This window comes from Paenibacillus sp. NPDC056579, from assembly GCF_042793215.1.
Lineage (GTDB): Bacteria > Bacillota > Bacilli > Paenibacillales > NBRC-103111 > Paenibacillus_S.
This window is the reverse complement of the sequence record NZ_JBHTVD010000018.1, coordinates 50256-76337: the sequence shown is the minus strand read 5'-3', so window position 1 is coordinate 76337 and position 26082 is coordinate 50256. Positions and strand designations below refer to the sequence as shown.

The 26082-nt window shown below is 52.2% G+C and carries 23 protein-coding genes; 7 read left to right on the top strand and 16 right to left on the bottom strand.

The genetic code is table 11. From position 1 onward, the window contains the following. Positions 1-127 precede the first annotated feature (127 nt). Together ACFQ88_RS37435 and ACFQ88_RS37430 are read right to left on the bottom strand one after the other, a co-directional pair. Positions 128-979, bottom strand: a complete 852-nt coding sequence (locus tag ACFQ88_RS37435; RefSeq protein ID WP_239629303.1) for a formate/nitrite transporter family protein — start codon at positions 977-979, stop codon at positions 128-130. Between the two features lie 60 nt (positions 980-1039). Then, positions 1040-1564, bottom strand: a complete 525-nt coding sequence (locus ACFQ88_RS37430; protein WP_379462779.1) for a hemerythrin domain-containing protein — start codon at positions 1562-1564, stop codon at positions 1040-1042. Between the two features lie 277 nt (positions 1565-1841). Between ACFQ88_RS37430 and ACFQ88_RS37425 the strand changes: the two genes are divergently transcribed. Genes ACFQ88_RS37425 through ACFQ88_RS37415 form a run of 3 tightly spaced genes read left to right on the top strand, consistent with a single transcriptional unit; the run spans position 1842 to position 4250 of the window. Continuing rightward, complete coding sequence (locus ACFQ88_RS37425; protein WP_379462777.1) at positions 1842-3401, top strand: tagaturonate reductase; 1560 nt, start codon at positions 1842-1844, stop codon at positions 3399-3401. Between the two features lie 32 nt (positions 3402-3433). Further along, on the top strand, positions 3434-3802 hold the full coding sequence (locus tag ACFQ88_RS37420) for an ArsR/SmtB family transcription factor (RefSeq protein ID WP_379462775.1): 369 nt from the start codon (positions 3434-3436) through the stop codon (positions 3800-3802). Beyond that, entirely contained in the window at positions 3795-4250 is a 456-nt protein-coding gene (locus tag ACFQ88_RS37415) for an SRPBCC family protein (RefSeq protein ID WP_239629311.1), read from the top strand. Before ACFQ88_RS37420 ends, ACFQ88_RS37415 begins: the two co-directional genes overlap by 8 nt. Positions 4251-4440: 190 nt before the next feature. On the opposite strand, the gene ACFQ88_RS37410 is transcribed toward ACFQ88_RS37415, so the two are convergent. Both ACFQ88_RS37410 and ACFQ88_RS37405 read right to left on the bottom strand, forming a co-directional pair. Continuing rightward, positions 4441-4950, bottom strand: coding sequence for a hemerythrin domain-containing protein (locus ACFQ88_RS37410; RefSeq protein WP_239629314.1), 510 nt, complete (start codon positions 4948-4950; stop codon positions 4441-4443). Between the two features lie 169 nt (positions 4951-5119). Next, entirely contained in the window at positions 5120-5572 is a 453-nt protein-coding gene (locus ACFQ88_RS37405) for a Fur family transcriptional regulator (protein ID WP_379462772.1), read from the bottom strand. A 263-nt stretch (positions 5573-5835) separates the two neighbouring features. Here ACFQ88_RS37405 and ACFQ88_RS37400 point away from each other — a divergent pair, with 263 nt between their 5' ends. Further along, the gene (locus tag ACFQ88_RS37400) at positions 5836-7896 is read left to right on the top strand and encodes a methyl-accepting chemotaxis protein (protein ID WP_379462770.1); all 2061 of its coding nucleotides are present in this window, start codon (positions 5836-5838) and stop codon (positions 7894-7896) included. Positions 7897-7959: 63 nt separating this feature from the next. Here the strand turns inward: ACFQ88_RS37400 and ACFQ88_RS37395 are convergent, their stop codons facing one another. The 6 genes from ACFQ88_RS37395 to ACFQ88_RS37370 all read right to left on the bottom strand — a co-directional run bounded on the left by ACFQ88_RS37395 (position 7960) and on the right by ACFQ88_RS37370 (position 14880). Next, the gene (locus ACFQ88_RS37395; protein WP_379462768.1) at positions 7960-10332 is read right to left on the bottom strand and encodes a discoidin domain-containing protein; all 2373 of its coding nucleotides are present in this window, start codon (positions 10330-10332) and stop codon (positions 7960-7962) included. Positions 10333-10701: 369 nt separating this feature from the next. Beyond that, the gene (locus ACFQ88_RS37390) at positions 10702-11919 is read right to left on the bottom strand and encodes a M24 family metallopeptidase (RefSeq protein WP_379462766.1); all 1218 of its coding nucleotides are present in this window, start codon (positions 11917-11919) and stop codon (positions 10702-10704) included. Between the two features lie 41 nt (positions 11920-11960). Continuing rightward, positions 11961-12713, bottom strand: a complete 753-nt coding sequence (locus ACFQ88_RS37385) for an amino acid ABC transporter ATP-binding protein (RefSeq protein WP_379462764.1) — start codon at positions 12711-12713, stop codon at positions 11961-11963. Between the two features lie 12 nt (positions 12714-12725). Continuing rightward, a complete protein-coding gene (locus tag ACFQ88_RS37380) occupies positions 12726-13370 on the bottom strand; it encodes an amino acid ABC transporter permease (RefSeq protein WP_239629326.1) in 645 nt (214 codons plus the stop codon). 27 nt (positions 13371-13397) lie between these two features. Continuing rightward, entirely contained in the window at positions 13398-14267 is an 870-nt protein-coding gene (locus ACFQ88_RS37375) for a transporter substrate-binding domain-containing protein (protein WP_239629328.1), read from the bottom strand. Between the two features lie 31 nt (positions 14268-14298). Next, complete coding sequence (locus tag ACFQ88_RS37370) at positions 14299-14880, bottom strand: TetR/AcrR family transcriptional regulator (RefSeq protein WP_379462857.1); 582 nt, start codon at positions 14878-14880, stop codon at positions 14299-14301. 260 nt (positions 14881-15140) lie between these two features. On the opposite strand from ACFQ88_RS37370, the gene ACFQ88_RS37365 reads away from it, so the two are divergent. Then, on the top strand, positions 15141-15431 hold the full coding sequence (locus ACFQ88_RS37365; RefSeq protein WP_379462761.1) for a hypothetical protein: 291 nt from the start codon (positions 15141-15143) through the stop codon (positions 15429-15431). 63 nt (positions 15432-15494) lie between these two features. After that, entirely contained in the window at positions 15495-16520 is a 1026-nt protein-coding gene (locus tag ACFQ88_RS37360) for an alpha/beta hydrolase family protein (protein WP_379462759.1), read from the top strand. Between the two features lie 35 nt (positions 16521-16555). Here ACFQ88_RS37360 and ACFQ88_RS37355 read toward each other — a convergent pair whose 3' ends face one another. The 6 genes from ACFQ88_RS37355 to ACFQ88_RS37330 form a co-directional block, all read right to left on the bottom strand. Beyond that, positions 16556-18865: a helix-turn-helix domain-containing protein gene (locus ACFQ88_RS37355; protein WP_379462757.1), complete on the bottom strand. Its 2310-nt coding sequence runs from the start codon at positions 18863-18865 to the stop codon at positions 16556-16558. 177 nt (positions 18866-19042) lie between these two features. Further along, positions 19043-20548: an extracellular solute-binding protein gene (locus ACFQ88_RS37350; RefSeq protein WP_379462755.1), complete on the bottom strand. Its 1506-nt coding sequence runs from the start codon at positions 20546-20548 to the stop codon at positions 19043-19045. A 62-nt stretch (positions 20549-20610) separates the two neighbouring features. Continuing rightward, the gene (locus tag ACFQ88_RS37345; RefSeq protein ID WP_239629336.1) at positions 20611-21699 is read right to left on the bottom strand and encodes a mandelate racemase/muconate lactonizing enzyme family protein; all 1089 of its coding nucleotides are present in this window, start codon (positions 21697-21699) and stop codon (positions 20611-20613) included. Positions 21700-21768: 69 nt separating this feature from the next. Further along, on the bottom strand, positions 21769-22647 hold the full coding sequence (locus ACFQ88_RS37340; protein ID WP_379462753.1) for a carbohydrate ABC transporter permease: 879 nt from the start codon (positions 22645-22647) through the stop codon (positions 21769-21771). Between the two features lie 21 nt (positions 22648-22668). Then, positions 22669-23568, bottom strand: a complete 900-nt coding sequence (locus tag ACFQ88_RS37335; protein WP_379462855.1) for an ABC transporter permease — start codon at positions 23566-23568, stop codon at positions 22669-22671. Between the two features lie 69 nt (positions 23569-23637). After that, the gene (locus ACFQ88_RS37330) at positions 23638-24948 is read right to left on the bottom strand and encodes a Gfo/Idh/MocA family protein (RefSeq protein ID WP_379462751.1); all 1311 of its coding nucleotides are present in this window, start codon (positions 24946-24948) and stop codon (positions 23638-23640) included. A gap of 351 nt (positions 24949-25299) precedes the next feature. Between ACFQ88_RS37330 and ACFQ88_RS37325 the strand changes: the two genes are divergently transcribed. Next, positions 25300-26079 carry a fumarylacetoacetate hydrolase family protein gene (locus ACFQ88_RS37325; protein ID WP_379462749.1) on the top strand — a complete coding sequence of 260 codons (780 nt, stop codon included), beginning with the start codon at positions 25300-25302 and terminating at the stop codon, positions 26077-26079. Positions 26080-26082: the final 3 nt, after the last annotated feature.

The following is a 26082-nucleotide window of genomic DNA, read 5'->3' as shown; positions in this document are numbered from 1 at the left end:
TGACTCCGCTGGCTGTTCAAAAAGCAAAAGCAGCAAGCCCGTCTGTTCTTCACAGACCGCCTGCTGCTTCCCTCTGACTATTTCCCCAGACTTTTGCCTTGTGCCCTCGCGAAGGTGATTCCCATCGCTATGTGCCGGTATTGCTGCCGGCAGCTTTGCTGTATATCGCTTCATTGGCTTTTGCTGACGTTTCCTTGGCTTTGCCCGCTTCTTCTACCGACGAATAAGCGAGCCGGTATAGTCCCGCTACGAACAAGCTCCCTCCCACTGCATTGCCGAGAAAGACGGGAACCGCATTCGCGGCAAATTGCGCCCATGTCGCCTCACCGGCAAAAATCGCCGCAGGGATCAGGAACATGTTCGCGACGATGTGCTGGAAGCCCAAAGCGACAAAAGCCATCGTCGGGAACCAGATGCCGGCGATACGGCCGGCGCCATCCTCGGCGCCGTAGTTTATCCACACGGCGAGTGATACGAGCCAGTTGCACCCTATCGCGGAGATAAACGCGACGAGAAAAGGCTCTTCCAGCTTCGCATGAGCAAGCGCAGCGGTTTGCGCCAAATACGGCCCATGCTCCGTCATGCCTGCCAAATGACCGAACACGTAGGCGACGAACAGCGCACCGGCCATATTAGCGGTGCCGATAATCGCCCAGTTGGCCGCCCAGCGGCGATAGCTAACTTTGCGGGCATAGCAGGCGAAGGGCACCGCCATCATATTGCCCGTGAGCAGCTCTCCTCCTGCGATGAGGCACAGTATAAGGCCGAGAGGAAAAACTGCCGCTCCGGCTAAACTGCGCAAGCCTCCCCAGTCCGGCGGAAGCGAGCCGCTCACCCTGATGGCAAGAAGAAAGCCGAGCGCGATGAACGCCCCGGCGGCGAAACCAAGCGGAAGCTGTGTTTTTAGCGGCATGTACGCTTTTTTTATCCCGGCTTGAATAGTACGAAGAGCAATCTGCTCCGGCTTGGCGAATCCCATGGCGCGCCTCCTTTCGGATACCTGTTGCTTCAACCTCCACAGCACGTCTGCTTCCGTATTTTAGAAGCCGTATTGGTTCGAACGGTCGGCCAATGCCTCGATCATATCCTCCTCTTGACGAAAATGATGCTTGAGCACCGCACATGCCTGCATCAAATAAGATGCCAGCTCCTTGGCTTCCAGTGAAGCGACAGGCAGCACGATTCGTTCTACCCTCGTCACGAAAGCCGCTATGAATTGATCGGCTATCACATGCTCCTGCTCCATCTCGCTGTATAATTCCAGCACGTTCGCTTCATCTCCGAAGTACCATGCCGCCATCGGAAACATCGTTTCCGCTTCCCATTTTGCGTGCGCGTCCAAGTCTTGTTGAAACACGATCGTCTTGTCACGTAAAACATGCAGCACCCGAGCCCAATCCACCGAATCGTCGGCAAGCCCGATCGCTTTGGCCATTGCATACAGCTCCGTTAAGGCTTCGTCCAGAAGCACGTGCTCCTCTTGAAGCCGCTGGACCGCTGCATTGAACTCGTATAACGGGTGGCCTAACGTTGTGAACGTATTTTGATGCATTTGCGGTTTCATATCGTTTTCCTCCGTTTCCCGGGGGGAGCCCCCTATTTGAACCAAGTATAGCTTACGGGAACGTTTTTGTACGTGAAATTAATCACAAACTATATTCTTTTCTAAAACTCTTTCTCAGCCCGGTGCAATATCCATACACAGAACGAAAAACCATTCCTCTTTCACCATGCCAAAAGAAAGATTCGAGGCGGACCTGTGAGCAATATCATTTCGCTTCCATCAGATGGCATTTAAGATGAAAGGTACTTAACCTTACCCTTGGGAGACACTCCTTAGCGTGAAAACGGAATTAGATGGAGCCAATACATTTTTTGAAATGGAGGTTTGTGTCATGAAAGGCAAAAAGAAGCCTGCCCCCATGCATCCCGAGCGGGTGCTGCAATTTGGAGACGGTGTTTTTCTGCGCGGATTTGTCGACTGGATGCTCCACCATATGAACGAGCAAGGCCTGTTTAGGGGCCAAGCGGTGGTTGTGCAGCCCTTTGCGGAAGGCTCCGCTGATGAAATCAACGAGCAGAACGGGATGTATACGCTGCTTCATCGCGGTATATGCGATGGGAGGACCGTCGACGAGGCCGAGCTGATCGGATCGATTCGGCGCGCCATTAATCCTTACTCCGATTACAAAGCTTTTTTGCATTGTGCGCTTAACCCGGATTTGCGCTTTATCGTTTCGGACACTTCCCCTGAGGGAATCGTCTTTACAGAAGACGATCATTTTACGGATTTTCCGCCGAGCAGCTTTCCGGCCAAGCTGACGGTCTTTTTATACAAACGCTTCAAAACGTATCACGGCAAGGCGAGCAAAACGTTCGTCATCCTGCCCTGCGAGCAAATAGACCGCAACGGCGACGTACTGAAGCAAACCGTGCTGCGCTATGCCCGCAAGTGGCATTTGGAGCAGGAATTCGTCTGGTGGATCGGGCATAACGAATTTGTGAATACCGTTGCCGACCGCCTCGTGACCGGCTATCCGCAGGACGAGATCAAGGAGCTGACCCATCGTATAGGGTATGTCGATCATTTGATCAATACCGCCGAGCCGTTTCATCAATGGATCATTGAGACGGCCAACCCCCGTCTGCCGGCGGAGCTGCCGCTGGCCCAGGCCGGCTTGAATGCCGTATGGACGAATCAACTGACGCCTTACCATACCCGCAAGGTGCGTATTTTGGACGGGATGCAGACGATCCTCACATTGACGGCGTTTTTGTGCGGCAAACAGACGATGAAGCAGGGGATGGACGACTCGCTGCTCGCCGCTTTTGTTCATAAAGTGCTTTCGGAAGAAATCATCCCGTCACTCGATCCCGAGCTCGCAGCATCGGAAGCTACGAAAGCCTACGCGGATCTGGTTCCGGAACGTCTGGCCAACCCCTTATTGCAGCGTCAGCTTCACCGCTTAGTAAACCATGCTGTGGCTCAATTCAGGAGAAGCGTGCTGCCCTCCCTCCTCGAATTCCGCAAACGCCATCAATATCCTCCCGCGCTTCTGTGCTTTTCGCTTGCGGCTCTGATCCTCTTGTACAAAGGTACGGCGCTGGATAACGAGCGGCTTGCAGCAAGACGCGCTACAGAGGTGTTTATCGTTGAAGAGGAGACGGACCATGTGGCGACGTTCCGCGACTTCTGGTCGGCCTATGAGGGAACACCGGCCTCTGCGTGCCAGCTCGTCTCCCGCGTATTGAAGCATGAGCCTTTCTGGGGAATGAGCTTGGCTAATACCGACGGATTGGCTGCTCAAATCAGCACATCGCTCGTGCTCATGATAAACAAAGGAATCCCGGAGGCCCTATGGCTCGCGCTTCAGGGAAAGCCGGCCATTGCTGAGGCTTAGCGGCTTATTCTGACGGACTGCGGCGGGAACAAATGACCGGTGGCAATTTGACATGCAGCCAAATGGTTGCATATAATAGGGACATGGACAACATTTTCAAGGCACTTGCCGATTCCACGAGGAGGCAGCTCCTCGATCAGCTTTTTGTGAAAAACGGGCAAACGTTAAGCGAGCTGTGCGATCGTCTCGAAATGACCCGTCAGTCCGTGACCAAGCACCTTCTCCTTTTGGAGGAAGCCGGCCTGGTCATTGTCGAGTGGCACGGCAGAAATAAGCTTCACTACCTTAACGCCGCTCCCATTGGAGAGATATACGACCGTTGGATCGGTAAATACGACCGTCATCGGGTCGAGGCCTTGCGCGAGCTGAAGAGCAAATTGGAGGAGGACCACCATGTCTGATACGACTTTTGTTTATGTGACCTACATCGCAACGACACCGGAGAAGCTGTGGGAAGCTTTGACCAGCACCGAATTTACAGAGCAATATTTTTTCGGAAGCAAGATTGAATCCGATTGGCAGGAAGGCTCGTCAGTCACTTATTCGCGTAACGGGAAGGTCACCGATTATGGAACCGTGCTGAAGGCCGAACCGCACCGCCTTCTTTCTTTTACATGGACTTATGTAGGCGACAATACGGTTCGTGAGCAGCCGACACGGGTTACCTTCGAGCTGAAGCCGATGGGGACGACGGTCAAATTAACGCTTAAGCACGACAAGCTGCTGCCAAGCGATATCGTGGAGAAGGACGATACGTTCGAAGGGTACAATAACGGATGGCCTGCGGTGATGAGCAATTTGAAGACGCTGCTGGAAACAGGAGCTACGCTGCCGGTAGTTACCGTGTAGCTGCACCTTCCCTTAGCACAGAAAAATCCTCGATTCACCTTATTGCATCGACGGACTTGAACGTTCCCACGCGGGAAGACCTGTGTCGACGCCTGTCAAAGATAGCGCTGGTTTGCAGAGTAAAAAAGCTGTCATCCCTCATCCCGGGTTGACAGCTTTCCATTAGTTAGCGGTTTGGCGGCGGCTAATGTCAGCCCTCTCCTGTCGCAAGCAAAGGCAGCAGCATCTCTTCCTCCGACTCCAGATGGTCCCGCACGACGCGGCATGCCTGGTACAAATGGTTCAGCGCCTGACCCAGGCACGCCTGGCCCGGGCAATCTTCAATCACCTGCATCTCCTTGTAAAAAGAAGCAAAAAACACATCGGCAAGCTGATGCTCCTTCTCCAGCATCCAAAGGGAGGTCACATACTCCGGCCCTCCGACGGGCTGCTCGGTCAGCATAGGGAACAATTCCGACGCTTCCCATTCCGAATGCCGTTCCAGTTGCCTTACGAGCTCCTCGGTTTCCTTGATCAATGCCATCAGTTGCACGCGGGACGGCGTTTGCCGCTGATGCTGCATCGTTCTGGCGTTTCGCTCCATATTGTGAATGATTTCACGCAATTGCTGATGCTCGCAGCGCAGCTGCTCCAGAGCACCGTCCCATGGTTTCGGATCCTCTTTTTCGAACTTTCCGGCAAACAAAACATTCATAGTCATCACAGCGCTCCACCCCTAGTTAGAAATGGCTTTCTAAGTCCAGTGTAACGGATCGCCGTTCGCTTCGCTGTGCGAAGCATCACGTTCTTATGACATTTTTTCCGCTGATCGTGTGCATGAGCAAAGTGCACAATTGCGCTGCCTTGAACACGAACTTACCTCTTACCTCTTACATCGCAATGGCCAAATTACTGCTCTGCTTGGCGCGGCAGGACTCGCAAGTACCGGATATTTCCACATAGACGTGGTCGACCTGAAATCCCGCAGGCGCCTCCTGCTGGATCCAAAGTGCCGGTACCACATCGGAAATGGAACCGCAGCATGTGCAATGCAAGTGATGATGAGGATGAAGCAGCTTATCGTACCGGGCGATACCGTTCTGTCCGATATACAATTCGTTCAGCAGTCCGAGCTGCCGGAGCACGCGGATATTTTTATACACGGTCGGCAAGCTGACCACTTTGGGGTGATCGGTGTATATCGTTTCAAAAAGCTGCTCCGCGGAAGGGTGCGACAATGCCTTCTCTCCATATACATATTGCAAAATCAGCTCACGCTGCCTTGTAATACGAATTCCCTCCTCTACGAGCCGCTCGGATGCATATTGTAACGTTACGTTCATACCGATTCCCTCCTCAACATCCTTAATTTATATTTAGACTTAATATAAATCATTGTAACACTTCCCTTTTCCTCCAACATGAAGAATAGATGAAGGTTTGATGAAATGGGCTTGCAGACCCGCCCCTCAAGCTCCCCACTCCATAAACACCATTTTAATCCAAGTTTTTCAAAGTATTACCTCAGTCCCTCCTCTCAAAGTACATGTCCTGGATGCCGATATAATCCGTTAGAACTATAAACCATCTTGGGAGAGAGAACAGCATGACTAACAACAGGAATTGGATCCATCGAATGAGCAACGTATCGCTGAAAGTAAAGCTTCCTCTTTTTATTAGTCTGCTGGTAGTCGCAGCGCTGCTCGGCACGAGCATGTCGGTGTACAATTTCGGAAGCCGACTTATCATGAGCGAGGCCAAAGACAACATGGCATCAAGCGGCGACCGGATCGGCGAAGGCTTGTGGACAGCCGTGCAATTGCAGGAGCAATCGGTCTATCTCGCATCGGCTCACACCACATTCAGTGACCTGCTGACAACCCGCGAGGCGATGCAGAGCAATGATAACGCCTTTTTCTCTAGGGATAATGCGATTTGGGTTAAAGCGAACGAAACGTTGGCAGCGAGCCTCAAGGGGGCGCCCGACACCGAATTGTTTGCCGTGTTGGATTCCAAGGGAGTCGTCGTCGCCAGTACGGACGAGAACGTGATCAAAGCGAGTATGGCCGACAGGGAGTATTTTCAAGAAGCCGTTAAAGGAAAGCGTTTTATTAGCGATGCAGTCGTGTCACGCAGCAGCAGCAAACTGGTCGTACCCTTCGCCCAGCCTATTTTCGATAAATCCGGTAAGGTGCTAGGCGTCTACATCGCGACGGTTAACAGTCAATTTTTCACGTCCAAATTGGAAGGCATCCGAATTAATGAACATGGTTACGTAACCATTATGAGCCGGTCCGGCATTACCTTGTATCATTCGTTAGATCCAAGTCAAATCGGTAAACAAGTGGAAGCGGATGGCTTGAAGGCATTCTTGGCGCAAAAAGCAACAGACGATATCATCCAAGGCGATATAGAAGCAGGCGACTCCTATATCCGTTATACGAAAATTCCGTCATCCGACTGGGTCGTCGTAGTGTCAGACACGTACGAGGACATCAATCAGCCGATGTACAGCATGATGAACCGGGTTATCCTGATTACCGTCATTGCCCTGATCTCGGCCATGGTAATCGGACTGCTCCTTTCCCGATATATCACGAGCCCGATCGTCAGATTGACTCAAGCGTTCAAACAGCTGGCTCAAGGGGATTTGACAGTAAGGGCAACCGGTAAGTATTCAAGCGAAATGAAGCAGCTGGCCGACAGCTTCCATACGATGATCCATCAGCAAAAGATGCTGATTACCAATATGAACAACTCGATTCATGTGTTGAATCAGAGCACTGACGAGCTGGACCATTCTGCCAAGCAAACCGCCGTCTCCATTGCCGAGACTACGACTACGAGCACGGAAATCGCGAATGCCATGGAATCGCAAGCTCACGATACCGGACAGATTGTTGAGAAGTTCTACAGCTTCGGCGAACAATTCGGCTTTCTTACCGAGAAAGCGGAGTCGATTCGGGAACGGGCGGAGCACATTGCCGAGGTATTCCACTCGAGCGAGGACGTCGTCAATCAACTGATTCAAATCAAAAATAGCAACGAACAGGAAGTCCAGACGATTTCGGAGATTACCCACAATCTGCAGCACAGCTCGAATCAAATCAGCAATATTACAGGTACTATCGCGGACATTGCCAATCAGACGAATTTGCTGGCATTGAACGCTTCGATCGAAGCGGCGAGAGCAGGCGAGCATGGCCGCGGCTTCGCTGTCGTTGCAACCGAGATCCGCAAGCTGGCGGAGCAAAGCTCCAAGCAGTCTAACGAAATTCACGGCATTATCCAGCAGAACCTCTCGTTCGTCAGTCAAAATAATGCCAGCGTAGATGAAATCCGCAAGCTGGCCGCATTGCAGGATCAGTATGTGGAGCGGACAAGCGAGGCTTTCCGGACCATATTCCGGAACATTTCCGAGATCAAAGACCAGATTGCCGGCATGGCCGGCGATGTATCCGGAATGGCGATGGAAAAGGACGAGGTGCTCGAGTCCGCGCAAAGCTTGTCCGCGACCGGCGAGGAGGTATCCGCCTCCGTAGAGGAAGTGACCGCCACGATGCAGGAGCAATCCGCCATGGTGCAACAGCTCGCCGGCATGGTCGAGACGATAGACTCCTTGACCAAGGAGCTTGCCGAGGCGGCGTCGAAGTTTAAGACGGAGTAACGATCCGGTTATAACACAACAAGCAAGGTTCGGAGGCTTATGCCCCCGAACCTTTTTTTCTGCTTATTGGTAGTACACTTCCATTTCATTAATGGACGGCTCGTTGGTGGCCGTGCCGATGTACAGACGTACATATTGGGATGTCACGGCAGGGAATGTTATGGTTTTGCTCGTGCCGATCGTCGTACCGGCTGTGCCCGGGATATCCGTGAACGTGGTGCCGTCATTGGACGACTGCAGCTTGTAAGACGTTACTCTCTGAAAAGACGTCTCTTTAATGACAACCCGGCTGAACTCGGAGCCTGCGCCCAAATCAACCTGAAGCCATTGATCGTTGAAGCTGTTCTGCGCTGAAGACCAGCGGGTAGAGGTGCTGCCGTCAAACGCTTTGTCCGCGGCATAAGTCGTGCTCCATGAAGTGGAAGAATTATAAGCTTTGTTTAAAGCAAGGTTGCCGTAAATACGGTACGCTTCGATTTCATCAATCGTCGGAACGGCGCTTGCCGTAGGGATGAGCACTCTCAAGTAACGGGCGTTCGTTTCGGCGAAGTCAATCGTTTTGCTGGCACCGATAGTCGTCCCTGCCGTACCGGCAATATCGGTAAACGTAGTGCCGTCATTGGACGATTGGAGCTTGTAGGAGGTAACGCGTTGAAATGTTGCTTCCTTGATCACGGCACGATCGAACGGAATAGTAGCGCCAAAATCGATGGTCACCCATTGATTCGACGTCGAGCCGCTCGCAGCGGACCATCTTGTTCCCATGCTGCCGTCAAACGCTTTGTCGGCACTATACGTTAAGCTCCAGGTGGACGATGCGCTGTAAGTACGGTTCAACGCCAGGTTCGTCGTCGGGCCTGTCGGCTGAGTCGTGGCCGCAGCCGTATTGCTGACAGGCGATATGTTCCCCGCCGCGTCTCTTGCTTTGATGGTATAGCTGTAGGAAGTCGAAGTAGTCAGCCCTGTATCGCTGTACGAAGTGGCCGAGGTAGAAGCGATCCGAACCGTTCCGCGGTAAATGTCATATAGGAATACTCCTGTATTATCCGTAGATGCAGTCCAGCTCAAATTAATTTGCGTAGGCGTCGCCGGCAGGGCTGTCAAATTGCTCGGAGCCGTCGGCTGCTGCACGTCGGTAATGCCGTTGACGTACCGGTAATTTTTGGCCCATAGCATTCTGGAGAAGGAGTCGGTGCCGGTAGTCTGGAAATTCGGCACATTCGCGTTGGCCACCGTATAATACATATCCGGACGCAAAGACGACATGAAAATGAATCCCGCTCTCGCGTAAGAGGTCGAACCGCTGTTGCCGGAGCCGTCCGTCCCGTTAATCCTTCCCGCGAAATAATTCGGTCCCTTGATCATCACATCGACGAACGCGTTGGCAATAGGCTGCAGCATCGCCGGTGTAATTCCGTAACGGCCGCTTAAATAAGCGCGGTAAAAGCCGGCTGCATCCAGGCTTCCATGGCTGCTGTCTTCACCTGTAATTAACCCCGGGTTGTAGCCCCAGTCGTAAATCGTTCTGCCGGTAGGGCCCGTTAACGTCTGCTTCACCGTGCTATCGTTGAAAAACCAGTTCATGCTCGTCTGCACAATGCCGTCGTATTGGGCAACCTTCGCCGAGTTGCCGCCGACAAGCTGATAGGCTTCGGCAAGATTTTGGAAGCCGTAATTAATCATCATTTGCTGATTCCAAGGCAGCGCGCCGCCGGTCATATAAGGAGATGCTGCCGAAAAATATTGCTTGTTGCCATTGGACAAGTCAAGCAGGTCCGACAAGATGAAATTATTGGCAACATAATCGGCTTCCGCTAAAAATTTATCCGCACGCTGCTTGTACGTAGCGCCGTAGCCGAACGTATCGCCAATCGGAACCGTTGTGTTCCAGATTGTAGGCGTTTTCAAAATATACTTGGCGCAAGCGGCAAGATGTCCGACCGGATCGCCGTTGGCTGAATCCGCGCTCGCAACGCCTGTCTCGTTGCCGGGCCATACGGGAGCAATCGTATTGGTCCACACCGTGCGTTGTCCGTAAGGAGCGGCGAGCAGGTCATTACGTTGCGATAAGAGCACGTCGCAGAAGTAGATCATCCGGTCCAAAATCTGCGTATCGCCGGACAATTCGTACACGAGTCCCATCGCTTTGATCGCTTCGCCGCTTTTGCCTTGGGCGTATTCGGTCTGCATTCGGGTCGTATTAGGCCAAACGACAGGCTGAAGGTCGTTCACGTAAGCTTTAAACGAATTGATTTCGTTCTGAGTGACGGGGCCTGCGTAGCTGTCCATCACCATCGGTCCGGCCGCTTTGACGGGATTGCCCGGAAGAAACGCAAGAAAGGCAAGCATAAGCCCTAGCGCAACGACGAAGGCTTGGTAGGCAAACGATTTGCGCCGGGAGCTTGTGCTGTTTAACCATGCTTTGAAAGTCAACATCATCGATCCCTCTTTGTTTGGATCTCCATCGGCTGGAGGATTGGCTGTGCTGCTGACTGCATATCCGTTAACCTCAAACTAAGAAAAGTAAGCGTTTTCAACAATGAGAAAAATAGTATTCGGATTGCCTACGGATCATGTCCAAAAGGCTGAACTATAACCATGCAGCCACCTCCCTTCAGTATCATAAGCACATTGTATCTTGAGTGAACAAAGATGGATATAGTTAAAATATCCTTCAATTTGTATTAAATTATCTTCGTGGAAACGTCCCAAAAAAACCTCCATCGAAGTCCATCCCGACAGAGGATCGACGCCGATAGAGGTTTGTTTTACCCTAGATTGAAGCCGCGGTAGAACGCAGCGATTTTATAGCGAAACTAGATCCGTTGTTAGCCGGTTAAGCCTCTCGCAGCCATTCTCGGTGACCAGCACCATATCCTCGATCATGATCGAGCCTAAACCATGGCCGTAGTACGGCGTCTCCAGGCAAATGACCATGCCCGGCTGAAATACGGCGGCCTCGGACGGACTGAGGAAAGGCGCCTCTTCGGCGGCGAGGCTCAAACCCGCGCTGTGGCCGAGATGGCCGCGGTTGTAATTGTCCAAGCCCGAGGAGCGAATCAGAATCATGACCTCCTCAAAGGCTCTCTTCATCGGCATCCCCGGCTCGATCATCTGCAGCAGACGGTCGTGTCCCGCCCTTAATGCGCTGTAGATCCGCTTCACTATATCCGATGGAGGACCTAGCACGAAGGTGCGGGCGATATCGGAGCCGTATCCGGCCACATCGACGCCGACGTCAAACTTAATGAGGTCTCCTCGTTCACTCGGACGGGTATCGAATACATGCGCCGGAGCAAAATTGGCTCCTACGGAAACCATATGAAACCGTGCGGTCGAGCCATCCGGATTCTTCAGCAAGGCTTTGCGGAAAGCTTCCACGATCTCCGCGGCGGAGCTGCCTACCTCAATTTCACGCACCGTGGTAGTGATACCTGCCTCCGCATAATCGCAAGCCTTACGCAGCTGACTGATTTCCCAAGGCGTTTTTATCGCGCGCAGCTTGGTGAATAGAGGACCGGCTTCCACCAGCTCCGCTATTTCCGGACAGGACTTCCGCAGCGCCATGACGGACGGGTATCGCATCGAGTTTAGCTCGACGGCGATTTTTCCGCGGGAAATTCCGTAATCTTCAAGAACTTGATTGAGTACCCCGAACATTTCCTCGGCTTGGGGAGAAACCGGCCGTTTGCCCTCGAACTTCTCGCCGATCAAACCTAACGGGTCATCCACATCCACCCAGGTAGGGTATGTTCGTACTTCGCATTGGGACAAATCGTTCGGAACCCCGGCCGCTTCGAAATCATTCATGATCAGCATCGTCTTACGGGACGGATCGCGAAACAGGACGGCAAGCGCCACCTCGCTCATGCGCAAAGTATACATAAATGCGCTTTGGTGACCGGAAAGGTAGTAAAAGTTTTCACAGCTTGAAGCAACCAGAGCGTCGATCTGTTCGTTCTCCATAATCAATCGGGCTCGCTCTGCAATGTTTGTTAAATGATCCGGATCGATATGGACCACAATCTCAACTCCTTCGGATTGGGCTGTCCCATCTCCGTTTGTTAATCTGACTCATGAGCCATCTGCCGTAAAAATTTACGAGCCCGCTCGGTTTGCGGCTTGGCGAAAAACTCATCCGGAGCTCCTTCCTCCTGGATGACTCCTTCGCTCATAAAGATAACCCGATTCGCCACCTCTTGGGCAAATTTCATTTCGTGCGTAACCACTATCATCGTCATGCCCTCGATAGCGAGCTGCTTCATTACCGCCAGGACCTCGCCGGTCAATTCCGGATCGAGCGCGGAGGTCGGCTCGTCGAACAGCATGATCTGCGGCTGCATCGCCAGCGAACGGGCAATCGCAACCCTTTGCTGCTGGCCGCCGGAGAGGCGGGAAGGATACTCATGCTTCTTCTCCGCAAGGCCGACTTTGCTCAATAAGGATTCGGCGAGCTCGATTGCCTGATCCTTGGGCATATTTTTCACAGTCACGGGAGCGGTAATTACATTCTCCAGCACGGTCATATGCGGAAATAAATTAAAGGACTGAAACACCATCCCGGTTAAACTGCGAATATCCCGAATGGCTTGCTTCTTCGCCTGAGGCTTCATTGTGCCATCCCACAGGACATCGCCTACGCGAATCGATCCTGAAGTAGGCTCTTCAAGACCGTTCAGGCATCGAAGCAGCGTGCTTTTCCCCGAACCGCTGGGACCCAGAAGGACCACAATTTCTTGCGGACGAATTTGAAGATGAATATCCTGCAGCACCGTCAATGCATCGAATTGTTTACTAAGATGGTTTATTTCTATCATACTGACACACCCTTAATAAGCCTTTGATAATTTTTTCTCGATGCGGTCAAGAATGTTGGAGAAGAACATGCTCATCAGCCAGTACATGAGAGCAATCGCAATGTAAAAAGGCATGGCGACATAATATTGCGCAATAAGCAGCTGGGCTGAGCGCAGCAGCTCGGTCACCGTCACGATGGAAACAAGCGATGTCTCTTTCAGCATGCCTATAAAAGTATTGCCCATGGGCGGAATCGCCACTCGCGCCGCCTGCGGAAGAATAATCTTACGCATCGTTTGCCAAGGGGACAAGCCCAAGGATAAAGCCGCTTCCGTCTGTCCTTTAGGCACAGACAGAATTGCACCCCGGAATGTCTCGGACAGATAGGCTCCGATATTGATGCTTAGTGAAATATAGGCCGCTGTTAGCGGTCCCAGCGTAATACCGTAATCCGGCAGTCCGTAATAAATAATGAAAATTTGTACGATGATCGGTGTACCCCGGATGATAGAAACATATCCTCGCGCCAAATTGCGAATCAGCCCGTTTCCTTTCAAACGGGCGATAGCAACGATCAGAGCGATAAAAAATCCGAAGAACATCGAGACGGCTGTGATGAGCAAAGTATAATAGGCGCCTTTGAGCAGATAGCCTATGTTATCTAAAACGAGTTCCATTCATGCTGCCTCCTAAGGCATTATTGCTTAAAAGCTCGGATCGACCCCAAACCATTTCTGGTGAATTTGCTTGAGCGTTCCGTCGGTTTTCATTTCGTTCAAGGCTTTGTTGACGGCCTCCACCAATTCCGGATTGTTTTTGCGGGTAGCTACCCCTGCGAAATCTTCCTTGATCGGCTCACCGACCGCTTTAATATTTAATTTGTTTTTCTCGATCAGAGGCTTCAGGGCAAACATATTGTTGATAGTCGCGTCAATTCTTCCGACGTTCAGGTCCGTCAAGGAAGTAATGACATCGTTGTACGTGGCGATTTCAAAATTGCCGACCTTCGGCATAGCGACTTCACGCAAATATTTCTCATCGTTCGTACCTAGGCCGATCCCGATCTTTTTGCCTTTGAAATCGTCAACAGATTTAATGGCCGTATTATCGTTCTTTACTACGACATTTATCGAGTTCTTGATGTAAGGAATGGAGAAATCCATTGTTTTCTTGCGGTCATCGGTAATGGTTACCTGGCTTATCAGAACGTCGTACTTTTCCTTTTGCAGCCCTTCGATCAGCCCGGAAAATTCGCCGGTAATGAATTCGGCCTCTACACCAAGCTTCTTAGCGACATTCTTGGCAATGTCGGCATCGTAGCCGTCCACTTCCTTCTTGTCATTCAAAAAGTTGTATGGAGCGTAAGTACCCATCAAACCGACTTTGATTTTGCCGTTTTTCTTGATTTGCTCAAGCAGGTTCGCTGAAGCCGGAGATGCGGCTTGCGTGTTTTTATTGTCTCCTGCAGGATTGGCCCCTGGCTGCCCGGCTGATTTTCCGCAACCCGCTAAAACCAGACCGACGATAGTAAGCAGCGATACAGCTTTAAGTATTGGTTTCACCTTGAATGACATCTTCTGACACCCCTATATGTTATTGTATTTGTTAACCTAACAATCCCCGGAATTCGAATCGCGCCGTTTCCTCGGCAATTTCCGAGGGCGAGTACGCGGAGGTATAATCCACATCGTGCATAGGTCCGAACAACCACTTGGTAAGAACGCCTGTTATTAAGGAAACGAGTATATTGACTCGAAGCGATACGTCTGTGAACTGCGGGAGCATCTTCAGCTCGATGGCGCGGTTTACATTGCTCTTGAACGCTTCCTCGAAGGCAATCCATGTCTCCGACACCGCTTCCCGGACTAACGGGTCTGCGCCTTGGCCTTTGATAAGTAAAAATGCCATCAAATTCCGGTTGCTGTCGGCGAATTCGAACAAATCCGTCAACAATCTTGCAGAAGAGCTGATCATATCGTCCACGGAGCCTGCATGCTTACGATAGCCTTGTTCAATGACTTGGGTCAGCTTCTCTCTGCCGTTCTCGATCAATCGGACCGCCATCTGCTCTTTGCCTTCAAAATACCAATAAAACGTTCCCTGCGACACGCCCGCTGCTTTGACCACGTCCGAAATCTTCGTATTGTGATACCCCTTGCGTGCAAACAGCTCTAAAGCCGTATCCATCAAAATCTGCTCGCGAGCCTGTTCTTCGTACAATTGTGATGACAGTTTCATAAGCCCCCTTCTATTAACTGACGAGTCAGTTAAGTCTAAATCCGATAGGGTTACTATAGTATAAGAAGTTCCTATAGTCAAGTAATAATATGCTCAATGCATCGACACCACATTCATTAAGGTTGAAAAAAACGTTACAAGCTGATAACGCTTCTGCTCATTGCCTAGTTAGCATAAGTCTGTCTAAATGATGAAAAGGAAGCTTCTTGATGAGAGCCTCCTTTTCACTAAGCTGCTATTTTATAAGTGCATTTTCCGGGTTGATTAGTTGGGTTACTATTTTGTATCCGGCTGTTGCCGGAGTAGCGCTTGTGGTCGACCGCTACGAATTGCTCATCCCCCTTCCCGCTTCCGACGGATCCCTCCTCTCTATCATGATTATTACGCTGTCATCTCAGGATTATCGAGAGGCTGTCCAAGCGGCAATCGTCAGGCCGGCAGGGGATTTGCAATGTCCCTGTAATGATTATTTCATGTACGGAGGGATGCCGGTACAATGAAAGAGGATGCCGAGCCGCGTGCAATCCTCTCGGCCATTATATCGAACAGGGAGAATGAACCGGATGTGGAACCCCGACGCCTTTCTTGAGCAATTGGTATTCAGTGAACCGCCGAAGTACAGCTTCAGCGCCGTCGACCAAGAGCAGTGGAGCGAATGGAGAGCCTCTCTAAAGGAAGTTCTTGTTCAAAAGCTCGCCTTGCCCGATCGGAGCCGGGCATCGTTAAGCCCCGTCCTGCTCGAAAAGACGGATTGCGGCGACTATGTGCGCGAGCTCATTCAATTGGAAACCGCCCCTCACCTGACGATGCCTTGCTACGTGCTGAAGCCGAAGAAGCTTAAGGCTCCCGCAGCGGCCGTCATTGCCTGCCCCGGACACGGCTACGGAAGCAAGGAGCTCGTCGGCTTGCTCCCCGATGGAAGCACCCGCAGCGGCGAACCGGGTATTTACAAAGACTACCCGATTGAACTGGTGCGGCGCGGGTGTATCGTCGTCGTCCCCGAGATGCTCGGTCTCGGCAGCCGGCGGACGGCGAACGACGCCGGCAAAGAAGCGAAGGAGACGTCCTGCTTTCGACTGGCGACAAACCTGCTGATGATTGGCCGAACATTGGCCGGCTATCGGGTGCACGAAATGATGTGCTGCGTAGATTACTTGCAAGAGCGGCCGGAAGCCGCTGCAGACCGAATCGGCTGTATGGGCTTCTCCGGCGGCGGTCTTGTCATGGGGCTGACGGCGGCTGTGGACGAACGAATCCGCGCGGCGGTCATCAGCGGGTACACGAACACGTATCGCGACAGTCTGTTGGCCAAACCTCATTGCTCCGATAATTACATACCGGAGCTGCTGAGCTATGCGGATATGCCGGACTTGTTCGGGCTGATCGCCCCTCGCCCGCTGTTTATTGAAACGGGACTGGAGGATGCCGGCTTTCCCGTAGCCGGCGCAATGAAGGCGATCAAGCGGCTCCGGACCGTATACGGCGTGCTGGGCTGCGATAGCCGCCTCGAACAAGATATTCATCCCGGCAAGCACGAGGTGTCCGGACGAGCTTCCTTCGACTGGCTCGTACGGCAGCTGATGGCTTAGGCGGCCCATAACAAAAGCAAAGCGGAGAGCGCATGCTACGCATGCTCCTCCCCGCTTTGCTCGCTGAGCCACTTTCCTCTGTATTGTCCCGGCGTCATGCCGGTAGCCTTCTTGAAATAGCGGATAAAGTTTTGCGGGTTGTTATACTGCAGCCGTTGTGCAATATCCGCCACCTTCATTTCCGTCTCTGTCAGCCATTTCTTGGCGATGTCCATCCGATAAGCAAGCAAGTATTCCGTAAAATTAACGTTTAAGCTTTTCTTAAGCGCACGCCGTAGATAGCTGGAATGGTAATTCAGCCGCGACGCGCACTCCTCCAACGTCAGAGCTCGGTCGTATTCCGTCTGAATGATACGTATCACTTCGTTCGATATTTTTTGAAACGGCGCTTCCTTGTTGTCCTCTTCCGTCTCGATAATGGGCAGGATGATTTGCTCCTTGAACCATTGCTCAATCTCCTCTACCGTATTCAGCCGCTTCAGCTGCTCATACAAAGGCAGCGCGCTCTTCTTGTCGAGAGGCGAGAATGTCGCATTCGGCTGATCCGGGATGTAGAATAAATCGAGCAGCAGCTTCATGAGCCAATTTTGCATCTGATTGTGGCTTAGCTCGCGATTGGACAAAATTTGCAGAAACTCCCGCAGCAGCTGATGAGCGCGCTTCTCGTCCGCAAATTTCACCGCTTCGACCAGCTGCTTCACCAGGTGCTCGGGAAACAGCACCATTTGAGTTTCCGGCTCCTCGGCCTCGATAAACAGAATCGATTCCGATTCCTTCGTAATCCGGTATTTCAGGGCGTTCAGCCCTTCCGCATACGCTTTGGGCGTTTCTTCATACGACGTATACGGCCGGCTAATTCCCGCGCTGATCGGAATGCCGAGATACGTCAGCACGTTTTCTTGAACCTGCTCGATCAGGCTGGACAACGATTGCTTGAAGTCGTCGATCGAATCGCTGCGACCGCTGATCACCGTTATTTGCGACTGATCCATGACGATCGGATGCAAGCGCTGATCGGACGGAATCGTATCCTCTACGATGTTGCCTATAGCATATAACAGCAGCTCCCGATCGCCTTCCCCGAACCGTGTGCCTGCGAGCGAGCCGATCTGAATGGCCGCTACCGCGAGCCATTCAGGATGCCTCTGCCGATCTGGCAGCTGCAGCTGCTCGGGAATCTGCTTCGCTGGCAGCTCGCCCTTAACCAGCTTAAGCATCGTGTACGGCTTCAGCTCGAGCCGGAGCTGCTGAACGTGGCTGCTTATGTCCAGATAGCTCTGCGACATGAGATTCATTCGCCGCTCGATAACCTGAAACTCATCCTGCCCGTCCTCTTGTCCTGCCGTTGCTTCCTCCGTACTTGCCGTCTTCTGGTATAAAGATCTAAGCGGCCTGTACAAGTTGTTAGTCCCGCTCAGAGACAGCAAGATGACCAGCACGATGATCACGATACCAGCCCAGAAGGTTGCCCATCCGATCGATTTGGATTCGCTTTTCATACTGTCAAGAGATACGATGGACAAGTACGTCCAGCCGTTATAAGGAGACTTGCGGAACGTAAACCCGAATTCCTCCTGTCCGATCTGACCCGTTAAGTAGCCGCTCGACTGGGAAGTATGCCGTATGTCTTCCATAACAGGCAGCCCCCGCACCGTGTTCTCGGCATCTAACGTCATATTCGTCTCCAGAACGGCTCCTTTGTCGTCCAATATCATGATGGAGCCGAGCTCGCCGCTCTTCGGGAGCGTTCGAAATAGCTCCTGCGTCGACATTTGCGTAACCAGCATGGCGACGGCGGGCGAGGCATAATTCGGGAACCGTTTGACCAAATAAATGACCGGGCGCGCCGTATTGCTCTCTGTATCTTTCGGCGGCAAAGTCACCCACTTGATCGGTTTATCCGACTGGGCGAACAAAGCCGAATAAACGGGTTTGACCGGCTCCTCCAGCTTAGTGTAGCCCTTGTTGTTAATAATCCAACGCTGATCCATATGGATCAGCTCCATATCACGAATGCCCAGCTCGTAAATTTGAATGCGCAGCATCGACTCGAGCAAATTATCGACTAACGAATAATTTCTGGCCTCGATCGGAGCTCGGAGGACATCCGTCACCTGCTGGGAAATACTGAGCTGGAAAATCGAAAAGTCTATAATCTTCAGCGTGTTTTCCAGTTGTGTTTGCGTTTGCAAAAGCAGCTGGTCGTTCCCCTTCAGCACCTTGCTCTCGATCAGCGCAGACGATTTCATAAACGAGAACACGCCCAGCGTCACAACAGGAATGGCGCCAAGCAGCAAGCATAACGTAAACAGCTTAACTTGATAACGAGATAGCTTCAGCTTCAACACATATGCTCATTCCTTCATGGAGGTTCGATATCTGTACTAGATTATCGCATCCGGACGAATAAAATCAAATAATCATTAGCGATACAATTCAGGAGAACCGCCCGGTATGACGTTTTGAAAGTTTAAACACCGCCCGGAATTGTCCGGACGGTGTCTTGGAGCTTTTTGCAGCCTTTACTTCTTTTGCGTTTTTTCGTATTCGGTCTTATATTCGTTCATGACCTGGTCGCCGCCCTGCTTCTGCCAGTTGGCCACCGCCTGATTGAACCCGGCCTCGTCCAGCTCTCCCAATATAAATTTGGTTCTCGCATCGGTAATGATCTGATCCAGCTGTTTGCCCTTCTCCATATACGTTTTGGACAGAAGCGGCTGCGCCGGATTCGGCACGGCGTACTTCTCGTTATCTTGAATGAGCTTCGTATATTTCTCCACGCTCGGATCGAGCTTGCCAGGGAGCGCCTTGCTGCCGTCAAACGTCATCATTTGAAACAGCGTATTGTACACTTCATCCGTATACTTTTGCTCATCGATCCGCACCGCCTGGCCGTTCTCCAGCTTGTAGTGCTTGCCTTCGATTCCCCACGTTATCAGGTTCTGAACCTTCTCGTCGCCAAGCTTATCGATAAACGACAGCACCTGCTTCAGCTCAGCTTCGGTTTTCACGCTTGTCTTCGGAATCATGAACACGCTGTTATATCCGGTTCCGCCTTGTATCTTGATGCCTGTCGGACCGCTGATGCTGGCAACCGTATCAAGCTTGGCCGTCGGATTCGCTTTGTACAGATCAGTAAACCTTGCATTCAAATCGTCAAGCGCGCCGATATATACGCCGACCTTCCCTTGGTTGACGAGCACCGTCCGATCCTTGACTACCGGGAAATCGCTGTTGAACAGTTTGTCCTTGAACATTTGCTGGAGCATCTTCATCGTGTCGATGTACGGCTTCGTCATAAAGTCCGGCGTCATTTTGCCGTCCTTATAATCCCAAGTGTTCGGCGCCCCCAACACGGACAAGAAGTGAAAAATTTGCGCGCTGTTGGAGTCGAACGAGATGCCGAACGTATCGTTCTTGCCGTTTTTATCCGGATCGTTGTACGTGAACGCCTTGATCACATTCAGCAGCTCGTCGATCGTTTTCGGTTCCTGAAGCCCCAGGTTGTCGAGCCAGTCCTTACGGATAATGATGCCGTTGCGTCCCATCGCCCGCCACCGGAATACGCCGTACACTTTGCCGTCGACCGAGATATTGTTTAAGCGCGTAGCGTCCAAGCTTTTCAAATTCGGATAATCCTTCAAATACGGCCCAAGCTCCCAGAACAAGCCGGCGCGGGCGGCATCAATGATCGCCGGGTTACGGTCGTCCTTTACGAGCAGCAGCTGCGGCAAATCGCTCGCAACGGCAATGGAAGCCGTAACCTTCTCGCTGTAGCTTGCGCTCGGCACCCAAGTCACCTTCAAATTCGTGTTTGTATATTGCTGCAGCAGCTTCATCGGCTCGCTGTCCATCTTCGGCGGCTCCGCCGTCAAATATTGGTTCATCATCGTAATTTCTACCGGTCCGGACGGCGCCGCCGTATTATTCTGCTTGCCGGCATCCCCGCTGCTGCAGGCGGAAGCCACGACCAGCGAAAGCGCCACGACAGCCCCCGCACCCGCTTTAAGTACACGTTTCGTTTGCATTCTGTACAACCTCCCCATGATTATCTGTTTATTATGAACGTCAATGAACTGCGAATCAGCCTCTAACGGACAATATCCAGCGTCGCTTCCATGAGCTCCTCGTCAAGCTCAATGCCAAGCCCCGGCTTATGCGAAACGTGCACATAACCGTCCCTTACCTCGAACGGCTGCTTCAAATAGCGTTCGCGTGTACTGTTTTTCTCAATGTTATATTCATAATAGCTGCTGCACTCCGGCGAGCTTGCCGCCAGATGAATCGCAGCCGCGAAGCCGACGCCCTTCGTTGTGTTATGCGGGACGTAATGAATGCCGAACGCCCTGCACAACGCCGCCGCCCGCTTCGCGCTGGACAAGCCGCCGCACTTGACCGGATCGGCCGCGTACAGATGACAAGCGCCCTTGCTTATAAAATCCCGGAACGTATACAGGTTCCAATCCTGCTCGCCGACGTGGATCGGCACCGGAAGCGTGCCAGCCAGCTTAATATACGTATCGATGTCATAATACGGGCAAGGCTCCTCGAAATGATGAATGTCGTACTGCTTGATCCGCTCGAACAGCTGCACCGCTTGAATGTACGTATACGAGCTGTTGCCGTCAATCATCAGCTTCACGTCGGGGCCGATCGCCTCGCGGGCCGCTCTAACCTTCATCTCGTCGTCCTTCAAATCGACCGGCAAGCCTGTACCGTAGCGCGGTCCGACTTTGATTTTTACCGCTTTCACTTTGAGCCGTTCGATAGCATCGCGAATTTTGTCAGCCTCTTCCTCATGCGTTAAATCGCGGCTCATACTTGAAGCATACAGCGGAATGCTTTCGCGGTACAACCCGCCCAGCAAATTGTAAACCGGCTGGTTTAAATAGCGTCCCTTCAAGTCCCACAGCGCGATTTCGAGACCGCTGAACGCGGAGGCAAGCAGCTGCCCCGATATTTTATAGTTTCTGCGCAGAACCGCTTCTTCAATCCGCTCCAGCTGGAACGGGTCCATACCGATCACCTGCGGCTTGATCACGGTGTTCATAATTTGCAACAGCACGTCCGGACGCATCGGACTGGATTCTCCGAAGCCGTATACGCCTTCGTCGGTATCCACCTTCACATAGAACAAGCCCATTTCTTTTTTGTAGCACGTAATGTTTGTAATTTTCATAAGAGCCTCCCGGGAATGAATTGGTATTGGCAAGCCCGGCATAAGAGGAAAGCGGAGGACAAAGCCTCTTTATCCTTTCACCGAACCGAGGAGCACGCCTTTGGCGAAATGCTTTTGCAGGAACGGATACACGAGCAGGATCGGCACCGTCGATACGACGATAACGGCCATCTTGATCACTTCTCCCGGCGGAGCGACAAAATCGCTGCCCATCTGCTGGGAGTCGCCGACCCCTCCCTGCGACAAAATGACGATTTGCCGCAGCCACACTTGAATCGGCCACTTCGTGCTGTCGTTAATATACAGAACCGCGTTAAAGAACGTGTTCCAATGGCCAACCGCATAAAATAGAGAGAATGTCGCCATAGCGGGCAAAGATAAAGGAAGCACGATTCGGATTAAAATTTGGTAATCGTTGCAGCCGTCGATTTTGGCCGATTCCTCTAGTCCGTCCGGCAGCTGCTGGAAGAAGTTGCGCAATATAATTAAGTTAAATGCGCTGATCGCTCCGGGAATAAGCAGCGAGCTGTAGCTGTTAAGCAAGCCAAGCGACTTGACGACGAGAAACGTCGGAATCATGCCCCCGCTGAACAGCATTGTAAACAGGACGAGCATCATGATCGGGCGGCGTCCGACAAACTCTTTTCTGGCGAGCGGATAAGCCATCAATGTCGTGAAAATCAGATTGATCAGCGTGCCAATCAACGTAATGAACACGGTCACGCCCAAGCTCCACAGAATCGTATTGGTGGAAAAAATATACCGGTAGCCGTCCAGCGAAAACTTCGTCGGAAACAGGACGACTCCGCGCTGAAGCAGCTCTTCCGAGGCCGTGAAAGACCCGGACAGTACGAACAGAAACGGCACGATTGTAAATATAGCGAACGCGAGAAGCAGCATAATATTAATCGTATCGAACAAACGCGAGCCTAGAGACGGTCGTACCATCGCTATCGCCTCCTTTACTTGTTAATAGACGCCTTCTTCCCCAAGCTTCTTCGCAACCTTGTTGGCTGCATACACCAGACAAAGTCCGACCAGCGACTTGAACAGACCGACCGCCGTACTGAAGCTGAACTGCCCCTGCTGCACCCCATTCACATATACGTACGTATCGAACACCTCTCCCACCTGACGGTTCGTCGAGTTCAACATCAGGAAGATTTGCTCGAAACCCGTATCCAGGAAGTTGCCGAGACGCAAAATGAACAGAATGACGATCGTACTGCGAATGGCGGGAAGCGTAATGTGCCAAAGCTGGCGGAACCTGCTGGCGCCGTCCATTTTGGCCGCTTCGTATAAGGTTGGGTCTACGCCCGCCAGTGCCGCAAGGAAAATAATGGTCCCCCAGCCGGACTCCTTCCAGATCACTTCCAATACGATCATCGGCCGGAACCAATCGTTCGACATCAGGAAGTTCGGCACCGGCATCCCTGCCTGCGCAAGCATGCTCGTAAAGATGCCGCCTTCGGAAGAGAAAAACGTATACACCATCCCGACTACAACGACCCACGAAACAAAGTGCGGAATATAGACGGCTGTCTGAATCGACCGTTTAAACCATTCCACTCGAAGCTCATTGAGCATCAGCGCAATAATGATCGGAACCGGGAAGAAGAACACGATGTTATAGACGGCGAGTATGAACGTATTTTTGAGCAGCAGCCAAAATACGGGATCATGGAAAAAACGGTCGAAATGTTTGAATCCTACCCAAGGACTGCTCCAGAAGCCGCGGTACGGTAAGTAATCCTTGAAGGCGATCAGCACGCCCCACATCGGCAAATATTTGAACAACAGGAAATAGAGCAGCCCCGGAGCGACCATGACGTATAAATGCGGGCTCTTCCATATTCGTTTCGTCAGCATGCCGAGCTTACTGCCGAAGCTGACTTTCACGGCTGGAGCCGTTTGCGTTCTCAATCGTCATCCCTCCCTTCATGTGGCTGTTGTTGCTGCCGTATCCGCCCTTAGCACCTCATCGATACGAATCGGGCGGTTTTCCTTCACCGACCGCCATACAGCTTCACCGGTGCCGATGGAATAGGCGCCGTCCTGCGAGCCGGATAAGATCGGGTACGCCCTGCCAGGATCTGGCCCCAAAAAAATGTCTTCCAGCAGCACCGGGTCGCCTCCGCCGTGTCCTCCTTCGCGGTGAACGACATGGATCGTTTCTTTCGAGCCGAACAGCGGGAAGTAGTCGATCGTCTGAACCGGAACCGGGAAAGGTACACGGCTGGCCGAGTGGAACTCCGTCGTTTCGATGCGACCTTTGGTCCCGTTAATCGCAAGCCGGTAGCCTTCATAAGGAAGCGAGAAGTTGACCGAGTACGACAAAAGCGCCCCGCCGTCGTATTTCACGTTGACGGAATACGTATCTTCAATATTAATGGCGGAATCGTAAATACACGCATCCGGGCGGTATTCGCTGTAAGGGGCAACAGCGAGCCCGGAGCTGACGGCACCGAGATGATCGTCCTTCACCGTCACTTCCCTGCTTCGCGTCGACCAGCGCATAAAGTAGCTGCAATCCGGCTTGACCGTACACGTCTCGCAGTGACGGCCGTCTTCCTTCTTAGGGTTCAGCGGTCCTTCCGGACCATAATAATTTAGCGCCCCGAAGGCGAATACTTGCACCGGCTGCTGGCCGATCCACCAATTCACCAGGTCGAAGTGATGTGAGCTCTTATGAATGGAAAGCCCTCCGGAATGCTCGCGATTGCGGTTCCACCGTTTGAAATAGCTGGCCCCGTGGTACGTATCGATGTACCAGTTCAAGTCAACGGATGTGACCCGGCCGACTTTTCCCTCCAGCACCAGCTCTTTGATCCGGCTGTGAATCGGGGCATACCGGTAGTTGAACGCGACCGTGACCTTGCCTTTGCTCCGCTGTTCGGCGTCGAGAATTCGGCGGCAGTCCGCGCCGGTCGTCGCCATCGGCTTCTCCGTGATAACGTCCAGCCCATGCTCCAACGCTTGCAAAATGTAAGTCACATGCGTATCGTCGCGCCCCGTTACAATGATGACATCAGGCTGCGTCTGCTTCACCAACAGGTCAAACTGATCGGGACCGTACTCCTTAACGTCGTTCAGCTGCGGGAATTTCTCCTTGCATACCTCGAACCGTCTCGGATCGATGTCGAGCAGGCCGACAATCTCCGTCTGATTGGAGAACGTTTTCAACATCGGGCCGATGAACATCTTCATGCTCCGGTTGCTGACCCCGCATATGGCGTATTTTTTTTTCATATCAAGAGGCACCTCATTTCCCCGTTTCTTGTTTGCATTTCCTCTTCGGGATGGCTTCATTATTTCTCACATCGGGGTAAAAGGCTACAATCCTAATAGAGATAGTTCGACAAGCGTGCGCAGCCTGGCTTCAGAAGCGAAAAAACGCGCCTCTCCCGCCCCGATAATCCTGAGCGCTGCATGTCATACTCCTTAGAGATACCGCAGCAAATAACGTCCGCCGCTAACGATCATCGGCATTGAATAAACATCTCGCTGAAACCCATTGACACCAAACCGAATGTGTAGGACACTATAATTTGTACTATATAATAAACATCGTTCGTCATTATGAACAAAGAGGTGATTGTTATGAAATTCATTCGCTTCACGATTCCCGGTGACACTGCGGTGCGCAGCGGTACGGTCGAACATGCCGTCATTCGCGAATTCACGGGAGACTTGTTCGGTCGCTTCGATTACACCGGCCGGCAATATGCTCTCCAGGATGCCCGCCTGCTGGCGCCTCTGCTGCCGAGGCATATTATCGGCGTAGGGAAAAATTTCGCTGCCGACCATGCGGAGAAGCCGCCTGTCCCCGAGCTGCCGGTGCTCTTCTTCAAACCGCAAACGAGCGTGATCGGGCCTGGAGAACCGATTGTGCTGCCCCCTGTTCCGGGCTCGGTCAAGTATGAGTCTGAGCTCGCCGTCGTCATCGGGCGAACAGTCCGGAACATTTCGGCGGAAGACGCCGCCAGCGTCATTTTCGGTTTTACCGTATCCAACGATGTAAGTGCTTCAAGCTACTATCATTCGGACGGACATTGGACGATCGGCAAATCCTTCGATACGTTCTGCCCGCTCGGACCGGTTATCGAAACCGAATTCGATTACCGAAACGCCCGGATTCAATCGGAGGTCAACGGCGTTCTCAAGCAAAACTGCGCGATCGAACGGATGATTACGCCGATCGATCAGCTGATCGCCTATATAAGCCGCTTCATGACATTGTCCCCGGGCGATGTTCTGTTAACCGGGACGCCGCCTGGAGCCGTCAACATCCAGCAAGGCGACCGTGTCGATTGCATCATTGAAGGCATCGGACGGTTAAGCAATCCGGTTCAAGCATCGCAAATTTCGGAAACGGAGTGATTC